Source organism: Trinickia soli, assembly GCF_002879855.1.
Lineage (GTDB): Bacteria > Pseudomonadota > Gammaproteobacteria > Burkholderiales > Burkholderiaceae > Trinickia > Trinickia soli.
This window is the reverse complement of record NZ_PNYB01000004.1, coordinates 156,044-171,275: the sequence shown is the minus strand read 5'-3', so window position 1 is coordinate 171,275 and position 15,232 is coordinate 156,044. Positions and strand designations below refer to the sequence as shown.

General features: G+C 64.8%; 13 protein-coding genes. 9 read left to right on the top strand and 4 right to left on the bottom strand.

From position 1 onward, the window contains the following. The first annotated feature begins 318 nt into the window (after positions 1-318). Complete coding sequence (locus tag C0Z19_RS06650; RefSeq protein ID WP_102609004.1) at positions 319-1,236, top strand: CopD family protein; 918 nt, start codon at positions 319-321, stop codon at positions 1,234-1,236. A 295-nt stretch (positions 1,237-1,531) separates the two neighbouring features. Here C0Z19_RS06650 and C0Z19_RS06645 read toward each other — a convergent pair whose 3' ends face one another. Further along, positions 1,532-1,834, bottom strand: coding sequence for a hypothetical protein (locus C0Z19_RS06645; RefSeq protein ID WP_102609003.1), 303 nt, complete (start codon positions 1,832-1,834; stop codon positions 1,532-1,534). 271 nt (positions 1,835-2,105) lie between these two features. Then, positions 2,106-3,338: a galactonate dehydratase gene (dgoD, locus tag C0Z19_RS06640; RefSeq protein ID WP_146012011.1), complete on the bottom strand. Its 1,233-nt coding sequence runs from the start codon at positions 3,336-3,338 to the stop codon at positions 2,106-2,108. Between the two features lie 221 nt (positions 3,339-3,559). Here dgoD and C0Z19_RS06635 point away from each other — a divergent pair, with 221 nt between their 5' ends. Both C0Z19_RS06635 and C0Z19_RS06630 read left to right on the top strand, forming a co-directional pair. Further along, the gene (locus tag C0Z19_RS06635; RefSeq protein ID WP_102609002.1) at positions 3,560-4,240 is read left to right on the top strand and encodes a FadR/GntR family transcriptional regulator; all 681 of its coding nucleotides are present in this window, start codon (positions 3,560-3,562) and stop codon (positions 4,238-4,240) included. Positions 4,241-4,549: 309 nt separating this feature from the next. Continuing rightward, a complete protein-coding gene (locus C0Z19_RS06630; protein ID WP_102609001.1) occupies positions 4,550-5,305 on the top strand; it encodes a DeoR/GlpR family DNA-binding transcription regulator in 756 nt (251 codons plus the stop codon). Between the two features lie 40 nt (positions 5,306-5,345). On the opposite strand, the gene C0Z19_RS06625 is transcribed toward C0Z19_RS06630, so the two are convergent. After that, positions 5,346-6,551: an IS110 family RNA-guided transposase gene (locus tag C0Z19_RS06625; RefSeq protein WP_175084034.1), complete on the bottom strand. Its 1,206-nt coding sequence runs from the start codon at positions 6,549-6,551 to the stop codon at positions 5,346-5,348. A 328-nt stretch (positions 6,552-6,879) separates the two neighbouring features. Then, complete coding sequence (locus tag C0Z19_RS06620; protein WP_102608999.1) at positions 6,880-7,989, bottom strand: 2-aminoethylphosphonate--pyruvate transaminase; 1,110 nt, start codon at positions 7,987-7,989, stop codon at positions 6,880-6,882. A 259-nt stretch (positions 7,990-8,248) separates the two neighbouring features. Between C0Z19_RS06620 and phnS the strand changes: the two genes are divergently transcribed. The 6 genes from phnS (at position 8,249) to phnY (ending at position 15,229) form a co-directional block, all read left to right on the top strand. After that, complete coding sequence (gene phnS / locus C0Z19_RS06615; RefSeq protein ID WP_102608998.1) at positions 8,249-9,340, top strand: 2-aminoethylphosphonate ABC transporter substrate-binding protein; 1,092 nt, start codon at positions 8,249-8,251, stop codon at positions 9,338-9,340. Between the two features lie 34 nt (positions 9,341-9,374). Beyond that, a complete protein-coding gene (locus tag C0Z19_RS06610; RefSeq protein WP_102608997.1) occupies positions 9,375-10,472 on the top strand; it encodes an ATP-binding cassette domain-containing protein in 1,098 nt (365 codons plus the stop codon). Next, positions 10,450-11,469, top strand: coding sequence for a 2-aminoethylphosphonate ABC transporter permease subunit (locus tag C0Z19_RS06605; protein ID WP_102608996.1), 1,020 nt, complete (start codon positions 10,450-10,452; stop codon positions 11,467-11,469). Before C0Z19_RS06610 ends, C0Z19_RS06605 begins: the two co-directional genes overlap by 23 nt. Beyond that, positions 11,469-12,344, top strand: a complete 876-nt coding sequence (phnV, locus tag C0Z19_RS06600; protein ID WP_102608995.1) for a 2-aminoethylphosphonate ABC transport system, membrane component PhnV — start codon at positions 11,469-11,471, stop codon at positions 12,342-12,344. Before C0Z19_RS06605 ends, phnV begins: the two co-directional genes overlap by 1 nt. Positions 12,345-12,437: 93 nt before the next feature. Next, complete coding sequence (gene phnA / locus C0Z19_RS06595; protein WP_102608994.1) at positions 12,438-13,769, top strand: phosphonoacetate hydrolase; 1,332 nt, start codon at positions 12,438-12,440, stop codon at positions 13,767-13,769. Continuing rightward, positions 13,766-15,229 carry a phosphonoacetaldehyde dehydrogenase gene (gene phnY / locus C0Z19_RS06590; RefSeq protein WP_102608993.1) on the top strand — a complete coding sequence of 488 codons (1,464 nt, stop codon included), beginning with the start codon at positions 13,766-13,768 and terminating at the stop codon, positions 15,227-15,229. The genes phnA and phnY overlap by 4 nt, the downstream gene beginning before the upstream one ends. Positions 15,230-15,232: the final 3 nt, after the last annotated feature.

Sequence of the window (15,232 nt, the reverse complement as noted above, 5' to 3'; positions counted from 1 at the left end):
CGGCACCGGTCTCGTGGCACCCCCCGGGGTAGCCCCTGCACGGGCGGTGCGTTTGCGCGGGCGAGCATGGCTGCGCACGCGGCATGCCGCGTCGCAGCGTCGACGCGTTCTTGTTGACGGTCGCGTGTAGCCGCCTTCGCACGTACACTCTCGCCTGCACCGCGGGCGTCGACGCTTCCGTGCGGCCCGCGGCGCCGCTTGGCGGCCGCACAAACGGCGTCGCGCATTTCAATTTCCTTTCGAACAACTTCCAATGACTCATTTTTTCGCGCGGGGCGCACTTGTCGCGTTCGACGGCTTGCACGGAACCCTCGGCCGATGAACGTAACCGGAATCTCGATCGGGCAGGTCGCTTTGGCCGCGCTCATGAATATCGCCTTCGCCTTCACCATCGGCTCCGCGTTGCTCGAACGCTGGCTCGCGTTCGAGGGGCAGACCGCGCGCGACGCCTGGCAGCGCGCGCACGCGTCGCTCGTCGCCGCGACGTTCGCGCTCGTGCTGTCGGACATCCTGTGGCTGCTTTACGAGGCGGCGTCGATGAGCGGCTTGTCGCTCGCGATGGCGCTCGGCGCCGTGCCGACCGTCATCGCGCAGACGCAGGTGGGACATGGGTGGTGCGTCGCGCTCGGCGGGGCGTTGCTGGCGTTGGCGGCCGCGCTCGCCAGTCGTGGCGGCCGTGTGGGGCAAGGTGTGTTCTGGCTGGCCGTGGTGATCATCGCGCTCGGCAAGGCGTCGATCGGTCATGCCGTGGATGCCGGGCCGATTTCCCTCGCAGTGGGCGTGCAAGCGCTGCATCTGCTTGCAACGGGCGTGTGGGGCGGCATCGTCCTTGCGGGCGGATTGCTCGTGCTGCCCGGGCTCGATACGTCGACGACGCGCGGCGTGCTGATTCGCGTCGCGGTACGCGTATCGAGCGTCGCGACGACAGCGTTGCTCGTGGTTCTTGCAACGGGGCTGTTCAACGCGCAGCGCGGGCTGGGAAGATCGCTTGCGCCGCTATCGGATAGCACCTGGGGTCACGTCTTCACGCTGAAAGTGGCGCTCGTCCTGTTTGCCGTGTTGCTCGGCGGACTGAATCGAACCTCCGCGCTGCCGCGCCTGCGCCGCACGGCATCAACCACCGACGCCCATACGTTCAACAACGTCCTGCACATGGAGGCGCTCGTCATGCTGGGCATCTTCGTCGTCGCCGCCGTACTCGCGCATAGTCCGCCCGGCTATTCGATGATGCGGTGAGTGGGCGGGTCACCCGACCGATGACCGCGACGAGCCGACCAGCCGATGAGCCGACCAGCCGATGAGCCGATGAGCCGACCAGCCGACGCCGGTCGTTCCCGCGCACCGCGTGTCTCACGAATGAGACGACCATGGCCGCCAATGGGCGCGAGCGCTGAGGCGCCTTGCGACGAACGCATCGGCCAGCCGTGCTCGGGAAGGGTTGCGGTGCGCGCGACGCCCTTGTCTCGCCCGGGTGCGAGCGCTTGGAGCAGATCCGCGGGGCGCGAGGATGCAGCCGCTGAAACCGATGCGCTTATTCATAGCCGAGCCTCCGACTGAGGATGGGTGCGCAGAACAACGCAACGGCTGCGCCGAGCACCTTGCCTTCGAACTCGGCCGATGCCGCCGGCAGGACATGGGCGTGCGTGAGCAAATCGACCAGTTGCGGCGCGCAGTAGAGCCCGGCCATGCCGATCACGCATTTTTCGACAATGGCGATCGGCCAGCCGCGGCCACCTCCGATGCGTGCGGCCAGTACGCGGACGAGGGCGAACATGACGAATGCCCCCACCGCGGCTTGTTCACGGATCAAGTAGTCCGGTACGAACTCTCCCATGGCCTGTCTCCCCGCGTTGTCGTTTTACGTCAGGGGATTGCAAGAAGCAGGCCAAGGATGCGGACGGGCGGGCGTCGGCGCGGCGGTGAGCCTTGCCGGGCAAGGCTTCCGACTTGAAAAGCGCGTACGCGGGAAGGCGGTTCGGCGAGCGGGCCGGCGTTTGACGCGCGGCTCGCCGCCCAAAACGTTACGTTTTCGAACGTGACGTGTTACGGCCGGCGAATGGACGAGCTTCGACGGCGACGGACGCGAGGCCGCGCCCGCGTGCTTGTCACCACTCGGCGACGCTGCCGTCGGCGTGGCGCCAGACCGGATTGCGCCAGCGGTGACCGGTCTTCGCCATCTCGCGCACCTTCGCTTCGTTGACCTCGATGCCAAGGCCAGCCCCTTGCGGAATGGCGACGAAACCGCCGTCGTACTTGAATACCTCGGGGTTGTGCAGGTAATCGAGCAGGTCGTTGCCCTGGTTGTAGTGGATCCCCAGGCTTTGCTCTTGAATGAACGCGTTATAGCTGACGGCATCGAGCTGCAGACACGCGGCCAGCGCGATCGGTCCCAGCGGGCAATGGAGCGCGAGGCCGACGTCGTAGGCTTCCGCCATTGTCGCAATCTTGCGACACTCGGTGATGCCGCCCGCGTGCGATGCATCGGGCTGAATGATGTCGACGTAGCCTTCGGCGAGAATCGATTTGAAATCCCAGCGCGAGTAGAGCCGCTCGCCAAGCGCGATCGGCGTGTTCGTCTGATTGACGATGTCGCGCAGCGCTTCAACGTTCTCCGACAAGACAGGTTCTTCGATGAACAGCAGCTTGTACGGATCGAGCTCTTTAGCCAGCACCTTAGCCATCGGCTTGTGAATGCGGCCGTGGAAGTCGACGCCGATGCCCACGTGCGGCCCCACCGCTTCGCGCACGGCGGCGACGTTCGCGATCACCTGCTCGACCTTGTCGTAGGTGTCGACGATCTGCACTTCCTCCGAGCCGTTCATCTTGAGGGCCTTGAAGCCGCGTTCGACGACGGCGCGCGCATTATCGGCCACGTCGTGGGGGCGATCGCCGCCGATCCACGAATACACCTTGATGCGGTCGCGCACGGCGCCGCCCAGCAACGCATGGACGGGCACGCCGTGATGCTTGCCGAGAATGTCCCAGAGCGCCTGGTCGATGCCCGCGATCGCGCTCATGAGGACCGGGCCGCCGCGATAGAAGCCCGCGCGGTACATCACCTGCCAGTGGTCTTCGATATGGCGCGGATCTTTGCCGACGAGATAGTCGGCCAATTCGTGGACGGCTGCCTCGACCGTATGCGCGCGGCCTTCGACCACCGGTTCGCCCCAGCCGACGATGCCTTCATCCGTTTCAATCTTGAGAAACAGCCACCGGGGCGGCACGACGAAAGTCTCGAGCTTCGTGATCTTCATGGGCGCAATCTCCTCCTGTTCAACGATAACGACCGTGCGGTGCGACGGCGACCGGTTCAGGCGATTGCGCGTCGATGGACGCATGGTACAACAACTTTCTGTGAAGTACTATTAATAGTATTAATGAAATTGCGCGCCCGCCTTTTGGGGAGCGCGGGGACGGCCTACTTGCGCTTTGCCGGGCGGCCGCGATAATCGCCCCATCGCGTGCGGCTCGTGCGCGAACCGGACCGATGAATGGCCGTAGCCGGGAATCTGCCGCTCGATGGCACGCCTTCGCTCGGACCGACACCACAGGGAGAACAATGATTCAACGCGATCTGCACGGGCGTGTCGCCTATATGCTGGCGACGGCCATCTTGCGTGGCGACTATGCACCCGGCGCCTTGTTGCCGCGCGAGGCGGAATTGATGGGGACGTTCGGCGTCAGCCGCACTGTTTTGCGCGAGGCGCTTCGGACGTTGACGTCGAAAGGGCTCGTCGAATCCCGGCCGAAAGTGGGAACGAAGGTGCGGCGCCGCAGCGCATGGAATCTGCTCGATGCCGATTTGCTGGAGTGGTATTCGCAGGTCGCGCCGCAGCTCGAGTTCGCGTTGAAGCTACAAGAGGTCCGCGAAATGGTCGAGCCCTATGCGGCCGGACTGGCGGCGCAATCGCACACGCCCGAATCGATCGACGCACTGGAGCAGGCGCACGCGGCCATGGTGGCGGCGCGCAACATCGACGAATGGGTGCGCGCCGATTTGCGTTTTCATCTGGGCCTGCTGGCGGCGTGCAACAACGAGTTGTTGATGCCGCTGGGATCGCTGATCGAACGCACGCTCGAAGCGCAGTTGCGGCTCAATGCGAAGCGCGCCGACATATTCAATGCGGCGCTGCAGCAACATACGGCAGTGTTCGAGGCGATTTGCGCGCGGCAGCCCGAGGCGGCGCGCTCGTCGATGGCCGAATTGCTGGGCGTGACACGCAAGCGGATCGAGGCCTAGGGGCAGGCGGGTCGGGGAACGGGCCAGGCGAAAGATCGGTCGAGCGCGCTTGCGCCAAAGGGCGCGAGCGGCCGTCTTCGCCGGACTATCTGTCGCGACACAACTGCTTGCGCTATCGCCGGCTCGGCGAGCGCGTCGTGTGGAGCTGCAGTCGGCCGGACGGCGGCGACACGTTCGACTTTGCGCCGGATCGCGGGGCTGCTGGGCTGACGTGCCAGATCGACGCCGTACTACAATACGCGCGATTCAAGCCACGTTTCAGCCACGTCACAGCCCCTAAGCCGCCGCTAGTCGGCCGCATCAAGCGCGATGCTCGCAGAACAACGTCACCAACACATCTTGTCGCGTCTCGCCGCCGACGGCGCGCTGTCCATCGCCGAACTCGTGCGCGAGCTCGATGTCTCGCGCGAGACAATCCGCCGGGACCTGCGCGTGCTCGCGGAGCGCGGGCTCATTGTCACGACCCACGGCGGTGCACTGTCGGCCGATCGGCGCGAGCCCGATCTCGATGTCAGAGAAGGCGAGCATGCGTCCGCCAAGCGCGCGATCGGCTTGCGTGCGGCTCAACTCGTGCCGGACGGCGCGTCTGTCGTGATCGACTCGGGCAGTACGACGCAAGCGGTCGCGCGCGCTCTGTTGAGCCATCGGCGGCTGTCGATCTATACCAACGATTGGCGTATCGCGTTGCTGCTCGGTCGACGCAATGAAAATCGCGTGACGCTGCTCGGCGGCGAATTGTCCGATGGCGAAGATGCCGTGTTCGGTCTCGACACGATTCAACAACTGAGCCAATACCACGCGGACTTCGCGTTCGTCGGCGCGGGCGGCATATCGGCCGACGGCGCATTGACCGATTACACGCGCATGGTGGCCGAGGTGCGCGCGCGGATGCTGCGTGCCGCGAGCACCGCTGTCGTCGTGGCCGATCATTCGAAGTTCGGGCGTGTTACGCCGGTACGCATCGACGGCTTCGAACTGGCGCGCTACCTGATCACCGAGCGGATGCCGGCGCGACCGATCGCGAAAGCGATCGCGGCGCGCGGTCCGAAGATCGTCGCGGCTTGAGAAACGGAAGGCGGTGAGGGGGGTGCCCCTATGTGTTTCGTCAAGCGTTAGGTGCGGCTTTCGGTTGGTAAAAAGTGCCGTCGCGCAGCATGGCGAATAGCACATCGCATCGGCGCCTCGCGAGAGCGATGAGGGCCTGATTGTGGCGCTTGCCTTGCTGGATTTTGCGAGCGTAGTAGTCCCTGGAGATCGGATCTCGTAACGCGGCGAAGGCGGACAGGAACAGCGCTCTCTTTAGTACTTTGTTGCCGCGTCTTGACGGGTGCTCGCCGCGAATGGACGAACCCGAGCGTCTGGTGACTGGCGCGAGGCCGGCGTAAGCGGCAAGATGCGCGGCCGACGCGAAGGCTTTGTGTGCGACTTCGGTAAGGAGTCTGGCGGCGGTCCTGACGCCGACTCCCGGCATGCTGGTCAGGACCGGCCAAAGAGGGTGAGCAAGTACCAGTCGTTCGACTTCGGCGGCGACCTCGTCACGCTGTTTGCGCAAGGCGGCAAGTTGCTGCGCCAAGCGGGGCATGACGATGGTTGCTGCTTGAGTGCCGGGTACGGTCACGGCCTGTTCGCTCAACGCCTGAACGATTTCGGCCGCGAGGCTCTTGCCCATACGTGGCGCGAGCTTGGTCAGGCGATTGGCAAGCGTCTTCTCGCTGGCTGCGGCAAGCGAGGCGGGCGACGGATAGCGCTCGAGCAGATCGAGCACGGCCGGATGATCGAGGCGTGGCCCGAGAACCCGCTCGAGTGCAGGATGGATCTGAGTGAGCAAACCGCGAATGCGATTGCTCGTTTGCGTGACTTGGGCAGCTAGATCGTCGTCGAAGCCGCAAAGCATGGTGAGTTCGGCGAGTTGTTCATCGGCCAACCGGAGTGAGCGCAACGTGTGCGGCATCGAGCGGGCAGCTTCGGCAATGATGGCGGCATCGCGGGCGTCGGTCTTGGCTTCGCCGGCATGCAGGTCGGCAATGCGACGCATTGCCAGCCCGGGCAGGTAGGCAACAAGCACGCCTTCATCGCGGGCGACAGCAACCGGTAGCGCGCCGATGGTGGAAGGCTGATCGACGACGAACAGGAGCTGGCCGTGAGTCTTGAGTTCGGCGATAAGGGCACGCAGCTTGGCTTCATCGTTGGGCAGCCCCTTGTTGTACAGGCGCTTGCCGTTTCGATCGAGCGCGACGGCATGATGCTGGCCTTTACCGACATCCACGCCGACGAAGACGTCGACGGCGTCATGTTGTTGAGTGTCTTGCATCGCGGTATGTGCAGAGTGAACGGATTGGCCTGCAACAACGGTGGCAAGTCTCGGCATCCACGTTACGGACGGCGTCGGGATATCCCGGCCAAACCCCTATCAGCGATCACCAGCCACCCACCAGGCCCGGCGACAACACCCCCCGGATCATGGACGACTGGGGGCAGGAATCATACCGGGCCTGGCTGGCCAAAGCCCCGATTATCGGGGCATGAAGATAGTAACGGGGGCGTTGCGGCGCCTATACCGACTTCGCCCTCGGCCGCTACAGCGACAAAGGCGACAAAGGCCCAAAAAGGCGAAGAACTCCTTGCCCCTCAACGCCCACCTACACCCCCCGAATACCGAGCTGCTCGACGACATCGCCGATCGCCGCCACCGCGCGGCGCATGTCTTCTTCGTCGATCGCGCCAATGCATCCCACCCGAAACGTCTCCACCCGGGTCAACTTGCCGGGATAAAGGATATAGCCGGCTTCCCGCACGGCGGCATAGACATCGGCGAACCGCCAGGCCGGATCGCGCGGTGCATGAAATGTGACGATGATGTGCGATTGCACGGCCGGCGGTAGGAACGACGTGAAGCCGAGCGCCTTCATGCCATCGAGCAGCGCCGTGCAGTTGCGCGCATAGCGCAGGGCGCGCGCCGGTTGGCCCCCTTGCGCGATGAATTGATCGAGCGCGCAGCGCAGCGCGGCGACGACATGCGTGGGCGGCGTGAAGCGCCACTGCGTCGTCTTCTCCATATAGGTCCACTGATCGTGCAGGTCGAGCGCAAGCGATGGCGAGCGCCCGGCACATTGCGCGAGCAGCGTTCGCCGCACGATCACGAAACCCATGCCGGGCGCCCCTTCGAGACACTTGCCGCTGGCCGAGACCAGGGCGTCGATGCCCGATCGGCGCAGATCGATCGGCACGGCGCCGAACGAGCTCATCGCATCGACGATCAACCGTTTGTCGTGCCGCGCGCATACCGCGGCGATTTCATCGAGCGGGTTCAGCAAACCGGCGCTCGTTTCCAAATGCACCTGAGCGACATGCGTGATGCGCGGCTCGTCGACGAACGCGGCTTCGACCGCAGCGGCGCTGGCCGGCTCGTCGTCGGCCAACGGCAGCGTGACGCAAGGGATGCCCACGCGTTCGAGAATGCGAATGATGCGCGCGCAATAGGCGCCGTTGTCCGGCACGAGCACGCAGCCGTCGCGCGGGACGAGCGTGCCGAGCGCCGCTTCGACCGCAAACGTGCCGCTGCCTTGCATCGGCACGCAGACGTACTCGCCTTCGCCATGCACGATGCCGAGCAAATCGGCGCACACCGCGGACGTCATGCGGTTGAACTCTCCGTCCCACGAGCCCCAGTCGCGCAGCATGGCTTCGCGCGTGGCGGCGGCGGTCGTGAGCGGGCCCGGCGTGAGCAGGATCGGGGAAGCAGCGGACATCGGCAGGTCTCCATCAATGGCGGGTTGGCGTGCAAGCGATCGGACGAAGGGGCCGACCTGCAAACGGACCGGCGGCCCCCATCAAGCTGAACGAGAGCGGAATACGGTTGCGTAGTTTATTGGCAAAATGTGTCAAAACGTCGCATTTAGATCGTGTGTCATCGCTCTGTCACCAAAGCCTGTGAATCTTCGGGGGCCCGGCGCGAAAGACCGGGGCACCCGACAACATTCTTCCCGCCTCACACCTTTGGAGATCGACATGACACTGAGCCATTGCGCCCGCACCAAGGCAGGCCTTGGCCGCCTGCTCGCGCTAGTCGCGGCGGCCGCTTTGTTCGAAGGGCTCGCGGCGCCGGCCCACGCCGCCGGCGCGGTCGTGCTGTACACGGCCGACGGCCTCGAGAATCTGTACAAGGACGTGTTGCCCGCCTTTGAAAAGCAGGAGGGCGTGAAGGTCAATATCGTCACGGCCGGCAGCGGCGAAGTCGTGAACCGCGCAACGATCGAAAAGGATGCGCCGAAGGCTGACGTCATCGTCACGCTGCCGCCGTTCATTCAACAAGCCGACCAAAACGGCCTGCTGCAGCCGTATCAAAGCGTGCAGTACAAGAACGTGCCGGCGATCGCTAAGGCTCAGAACGGCGCGTGGGCGACTTTCGTCAACAACTACTTCTCGTTCGCGATCAATCCCGACGTCGTCAAAAGCCAGCCGAAGACCTTCGAGGACCTGCTGCACGCCGACTACAGCGGCAAGATCGCTTATTCGAATCCGGCCACGGCCGGCGACGGCATGGCCGTCATCATCCTGACGACGTCGTTGATGGGCGAAGACAAGGCGTTCGACTATCTGAAGAAGCTCGAACAAAGCGCCAAATTCCATACGAAGGGCACGGGCTATCTCGATGTGCTGCTCTCGCGCAACGAGATCTCGGTGGCCAACGGCGACTTGCAGATGGATCTGGACGACGCGGCGAACGGCGGCCTGACGCTCAAGCCGATCTTCCTGACCGAGAAAGCGGGCGGCCAGCCGACGACATTCCAGCTTCCGTATGCGATCGGCCTCGTCAAGAACGGCCCGAATCAAACCGAAGGCAAGAAGCTGATCGACTATCTGATGTCGACCACGGTCCAGGCCAAGGTGCCCGATATTTTCGGCATTCCCGGTCGCAGCGACGTCAAGCTCACGGGCAAGAATGGCGAAGCCGTCCAGCAGGCGATCGCCGGCGTTCGTTTGATTCCGGTCGACTGGAACGCCGTGATGGCGAAGAAGGCCGCATGGACGGCGCGCTGGAAGAGCGATGTGATCGGCGGGTCGGGTAGAGAGACCGAAGTCGTCAAGCCGAAGCAGTAATCGTTGGTCGATCATCGAAGAAAGGACGAGCCAGGTGAATACGGCAGGAGTCGCTGACGAAGCTGCTCACGACGCCGCTTGCGCGCGCGGGCAGGTGGCGTGCGCGCAAGCGGACGGGGTCGACATCGAGGGATTGACCGTGCGATACGGTGTGCGCACGGTGCTCGACGATTTGTCGTTGTCGATCGCGCGCGGCGAGTTCTTGACCGTGCTCGGCCGCAGCGGCTGCGGTAAGACCACGCTGCTGCGATTCATTGCCGGGTTCGTCAAAGCCGATTTCGTCACGGGCCGGTTGCGGGTGGCCGGCCGTGACCTCACGCACGAGAGCGCGCATCGTCGCAATCTCGGGCTGCTGTTTCAGAACTATGCGTTGTTTCCGCACCTGAGCGTGTTCGAGAACGTCGCGTTCGGCTTGCGCGCGCGACGCACGAATGCGGCGGAGATCGCGCGGCGCGTGGCCGATGCGCTCAAGCTCGTGCAACTTGCCGATGCGGGCCACGTCATGCCGGCGCAACTGTCGGGCGGCATGCAGCAGCGCGTGGCGCTCGCGCGTGCGCTCGTGATCGAACCCGACGTCTTGCTGCTCGACGAGCCGCTTTCGGCGCTCGACGCGAATCTGCGCGCGTCGGTGCGCTCGGAGCTGAAGGCGCTGCACGAGCGGCTGCCGAATCTGACGATCGTTTGCGTGACGCACGATCAAGACGATGCACTCGTGCTGTCGGACCGCACATTGCTGATGCGCGACGGCCGTATCGCACAGATCGGCACGCCGCAAGCGCTCTATGACGCCCCGGCCGATGCGTTCGTCGCGCGCTATCTCGGCGCGGCGAATCTGTTGCCGCCGCGCGTCGCGTTTCCGATCGGCGATGCGCGTTACGGCGAGCGCGAGCGGCTCGCCTGCCTGCGACCCGAAAGCCTGCGCCTCGCACCGCTTGGCAAAGGGCATCTGCACGGCACGATCACGTCGGTCGATTGGTACGGCCCGGCGCTGTCGGTATCGGTCGAACTCGATGCGATGCGCGAGACGCCTGTCTTCGTCATGACCGCACGTGGGCAGGGCATGACACCGGAAAAGGGCGCCCGCGTGTCGCTCGGTTATGAGGCGGATCATGTCGTCCTCGTCGCACCTTGACGTCGCGCCCGTCGTGCTTGGGGCGACGGCGCGGGCGCGCGCACATGCACCTGCACCAGCCGAAGCGGATCCGCAGATCGCGGCGGATGGCGCGCGGACATTTGCCGCTGACGACGCTGACGACGTTACCGTCGCTGCGGCATACGCGAGCGCGCACAAACGCCGCGAGTGGCATGTGCGCCTGCATCTGCTGTTCATCGCCGTGGTCGTGCTCGGTCCGCTCGTAATTTATCCGCTGGCACGGCTCGTCATGTTGAGCTTGATGGAGCCCCACGGCCGGGTGGGTTTCCATGCGTATGCGACGTTCTTTTCGAATCCGGACACGAGCGGCGTTATCGGCACGACGGTTGCGATCGTCTTCGCGAGTGGGAGCATCGCGGCCGTGCTCGGCGTCGCGCTCGCGGCCCTGTTGTTTTTCCGGCCCTTTCCGGGCGCGGCTGTCGTCACGCGCTTTCTCGAATTGTTCGTGGCCTTTCCGTCTTTCCTCGTCGCCTTCACGCTGATCTTTCTGTACGGCTCACAAGGCTCGGTCAGCATCGCGCTGCAGCGGCTCCTCCATGGCAGCGTGCCGCCGCTCGATTTTCTGTTCGGGGCGGGCGGGATCGTATTGGCCGAAGTCGTCTTCTACGCGCCGTTCGTCGTGCGGCCCACGCTCGCTTCGTTCTCGACGATCGACATGCGTCTCGTCGAAGCCGCGCGCAGTCTCGGCGCGAACGGCTTCATGGTGGCGCTGCGCGTGGTGGCGCCGCTCGCCTGGCCCGGCATCGCAGCCGGCACGATCCTGTGCTTTCTGCTGACGCTCAACGAATTCGGCATCTTGCTCGTGCTCGGCAGCGCGCATCTCGTGACGCTGCCCGTTGCGATCTACAGCGCCGCGACGGTCGACCTCGATTTGCCGACGGCCGCCGCCGGCGCCGTCGTCATGCTCGCCATGTCGCTTTCGCTGTATGCGCTCTACCGCAGCGTCGATCGCCGACAGGCGATGGGAGCGCGGTGATGGCCGCGCACGCACAAGGCAATGCGCCGGCGCGCGGGCGCTCGCCGCGCCGGCTCGCCGCACGCGCCGCGGGCGTCGCCGTCACGGCCATCGCCGCGCTGCTGTGCGTGTGGCTGTTCGTGCTGCCTGTCGTCGTCGTGGCGCTGTCGAGCGTCGCCTCGCACTGGTCGGGCACGATCCTGCCGGACGGCTTCAGCACGCGCTGGTTTGAGCGTCTGGGATCGAGCGATTTCGACGCCGTCGTAGCGAGCCTCGAAGTCGGCTTCGGCGTAGCCGTGTCGGGCACAGCGCTCGGCTTATGGCTTGCGCTGGCGCTCGAAGGGCGCACGCGTCGCGGGCTCGGCGCGCTCCTCGATACGATAGCGATGATGCCCAATGGCGTGCCGAGCGTCGTGCTCGGTTTGGGCGTATTGATCGCTTATCACAAGGCGCCGCTCGATTTGTCGAGCTCGCCGGCCATCGTCGTGCTGGTGCAACTCGCACTTGTGCTGCCGTTCAGCTATCGATGCGCCGCCGCGGCACTGCGGCCTGAGCTGACGACCCTGCGCGAAGCGGCGGCGAGCCTCGGCGCACCGCCCGCGATGGTGCTGCGGCGCGTCGTGCTGCCGCAACTCGTGCCGGCGATTCGCGCGAGCCTCGCGTTGGGCTTCGCGCTTTCGCTGGGCGAACTCGGGGCGACGCTGACCGTCTATCCGCCCGGCTTCGCAACGGTGCCGATCGTCGTCGTCGGACAGGTCGAACGCGGTTATTACCTGCCGGCTTCGGCGCTTGCGCTGATCTTGCTGCTCGCCTCGCTCGCAGCGCTTTCGTTGATCGCCGCACGCGCACCGAAGCGCCGGCTCGACCAGGGTACAAGCATTCCTCCGACGATCTGAGTCGCCTGTCAATCTTGGAACAGGGCCGTGCAAGTTCGCTTGCGAATGTGGCAAAATGTGGCGAAATGACGTTTAAGTTGCGAAGAGGGTACGATGCGGCAAATAAGTGAGCGGTCGAACGATGAGTACGGTGAGAACGTTGAGCACGATGAGCACGATCAGGCGATCGTTGCGATCAACGGGCGCCGCTATGACGTGAGCGGGCTGGCCGCCAAGCCGGCTGTTGTCGTTTGCGTCGACGGTTGCGAGTTCGCGTACCTGGAAGCGGCGGCGCAGGCCGGCGTCGCGCCGTTCGTCGCGCGGCTATTGGACGATTCGAGCGCCACGGCCGTGCGGGCCGATTGCGTGATGCCCTCGTTCACGAACCCGAACAACCTCTCGATCGTCTGCGGTGTCCCGCCTTCGGTGCATGGCATCTGCGGCAATTACTTCTGGGATCCGCGTGCGAACGACGGACAAGGCGCCGAAGTGATGATGAACGACCCGGCCTACCTGCGCGTCGGCACGCTGCTGGCCGCGGCCGCGCAACATGGCGCGCGCGTGGCCGTGGTAACGGCCAAAGACAAGCTGCGCCGCCTGCTCGGTTGGCAACTGAAGGGCATCTGCTTTTCCGCCGAGAAAGCCGATTGCACGACACTGGCCGAAAACGGCATCGACGATGCCTGTGCGCTGACGGGGCTGCCCGTACCCGATGTCTACAGCGCAGCGTTATCCGAGTTCGTATTCGCAGCCGGCGTACGTTTGGCCGAGCGCGGCGATATCGATCTGATGTACCTGTCGACGACCGACTATGTCCAACACAAGTACGCGCCGGGAAGCGAAGGCGCCAACGCGTTCTACGCGATGATGGACCGCTATCTCGCGCGACTCGATGCGCTCGGTTGGACGATCGGCCTCACAGCGGACCACGGCATGAACGCGAAGCACGATCCGAAGACGGGCGAGCCCAACGTCGTCTATCTGCAAGACGTGTTGGACGATTGGCTTGGGCCGGGGCACGCCCGCGTCGTGTTGCCGATCACCGACCCTTACGTCGTCCATCACGGCGCGCTCGGTTCGTTCGCCACGGTGTACCTGGACGACGCAATGCAGGTCGCGTCCACCGTTGCCCGCATCGGTGAACTCGACGGCATCGAACTCGTGCTCGACAATGCCCGCGCATGCGCGCGCTTCGAACTGATGCCCGAACGTATTGGCGATATCGTCGTCGTCTCGCGCCGCGATGTCGCTATCGGATCGCGCCGCACCGCGCATGACCTCTCCGGCTTGACCGTGCCGTTGCGTTCGCATGGCGGGCTCTCCGAGCAGACCGTGCCGCTCGTCTTCAATCGCCGCATCGAGCAGATCGAAGCGCTATACGGCGGCCGCCGCTTGCGCAACTTCGACGTCTTCGACATCGCACTGAATCACGCGAGGTTTGTATGAGCGCCATCGTCAAGCCCGCGGTTCGTGATCACGCGGCCTTTCGCATCGAGAGCCTGCGTCTTTGCGGCGGGCGCGCGGCGCGATCGCGCACGTTCGACATCTTCGATCCTTACACGCAACTGCGTGTTGGAGCGGCGCCGCTTGCGACCGTCGAGGACGTGACCGCGGCGCTCGAGTACGCCGCCGCCTATCGGCCGCGGCTGACGCGTTTCGAGCGCTCGCAAATCCTCGAACGCGCGGCGACGTTGCTGCGTGAGCGCGCCGAAGCTGCCTCGGATCTGATCACCCTCGAATCGGGCTTGTCGAAGGAAGATTCGCGCTACGAGATCGGGCGCGTGGCCGATGTGTTGAAGTTCGCTGCGATGGAAGCGCTGCGCGACGACGGCCAGAGCTTTTCGTGCGATCTGACGCCGCACGGCAAAAGGCGCCGCGTGTTTACGCAACGCGAGCCGCTCGCCGGTGTGATCGTCGCGATCACACCGTTCAATCACCCGATGAACCAGGTCGCGCACAAGATCGCACCCGCGATCGCGACGAACAATCGCGTCGTGCTGAAGCCTTCCGAGAAAGTGCCGCTGTCCGCGCTGTGGCTCGCCGATCTGCTTTACGAAGCGGGCCTGCCTGAGCCGATGCTGCAGGTGCTGACGGGCGATCCGCGCGAGATCGCCGACACGCTCGTTACCCATCCGCTCGTCGAGCTCGTTACATTCACCGGTGGCGTGGCGATCGGCAAGCGGATCGCCGAGCGCGCCGGCTACCGGCGCTGCGTGCTCGAGTTGGGCGGCAACGATCCGCTGATCGTGGCCGAGGATGCTGATGTCGAACGCGCGGCCGTGCTCGCCGTGCAGGGCTCGTATCGCAATTCGGGGCAACGATGCACGGCGGTCAAGCGGTTGCTCGTCGACAAGCGCATCGCGGCATCCTTCACCGAGTGCGTAGTCGAACTCACGCGCGCATGGACCTACGGCGATCCGTTCGATGCGGCCAACCGTATGGGCACCGTCATCGACGAACAGGCGGCGCGTACGTTCGAAGCTCGCGTGAACGAAGCGCAGGCGCTGGGCGCGCGCGTGCTCGCCGGGCATCGCCGCGAGGGCGCCCTTTACGCGCCGACGGTGGTCGAACGCGTCGATCCGGCGATGACGCTCGTGCGCGAGGAAACGTTCGGCCCCGTTTCGCCGATCATCACATTCGATTCGATCGACGAAGCCATCGCGCTCGCTAACGGCACCGCGTACGGTTTGTCGTCGGGTATCTGCACCAATCGCCAAGACCTGATCGCACGGTTCGTCAATGAATTGCAGATGGGAACGGTGAATGTCTGGGAAGTGCCCGGCTACCGCATCGAGTTGACGCCGTTCGGCGGCATCAAGGATTCGGGCCTCGGCTACAAGGAAGGCGTACAGGAAGCCATGAAAAGCTTCACGAATCTGAAGACCTTTTCGCTGCCGTGGGAGTGAGAC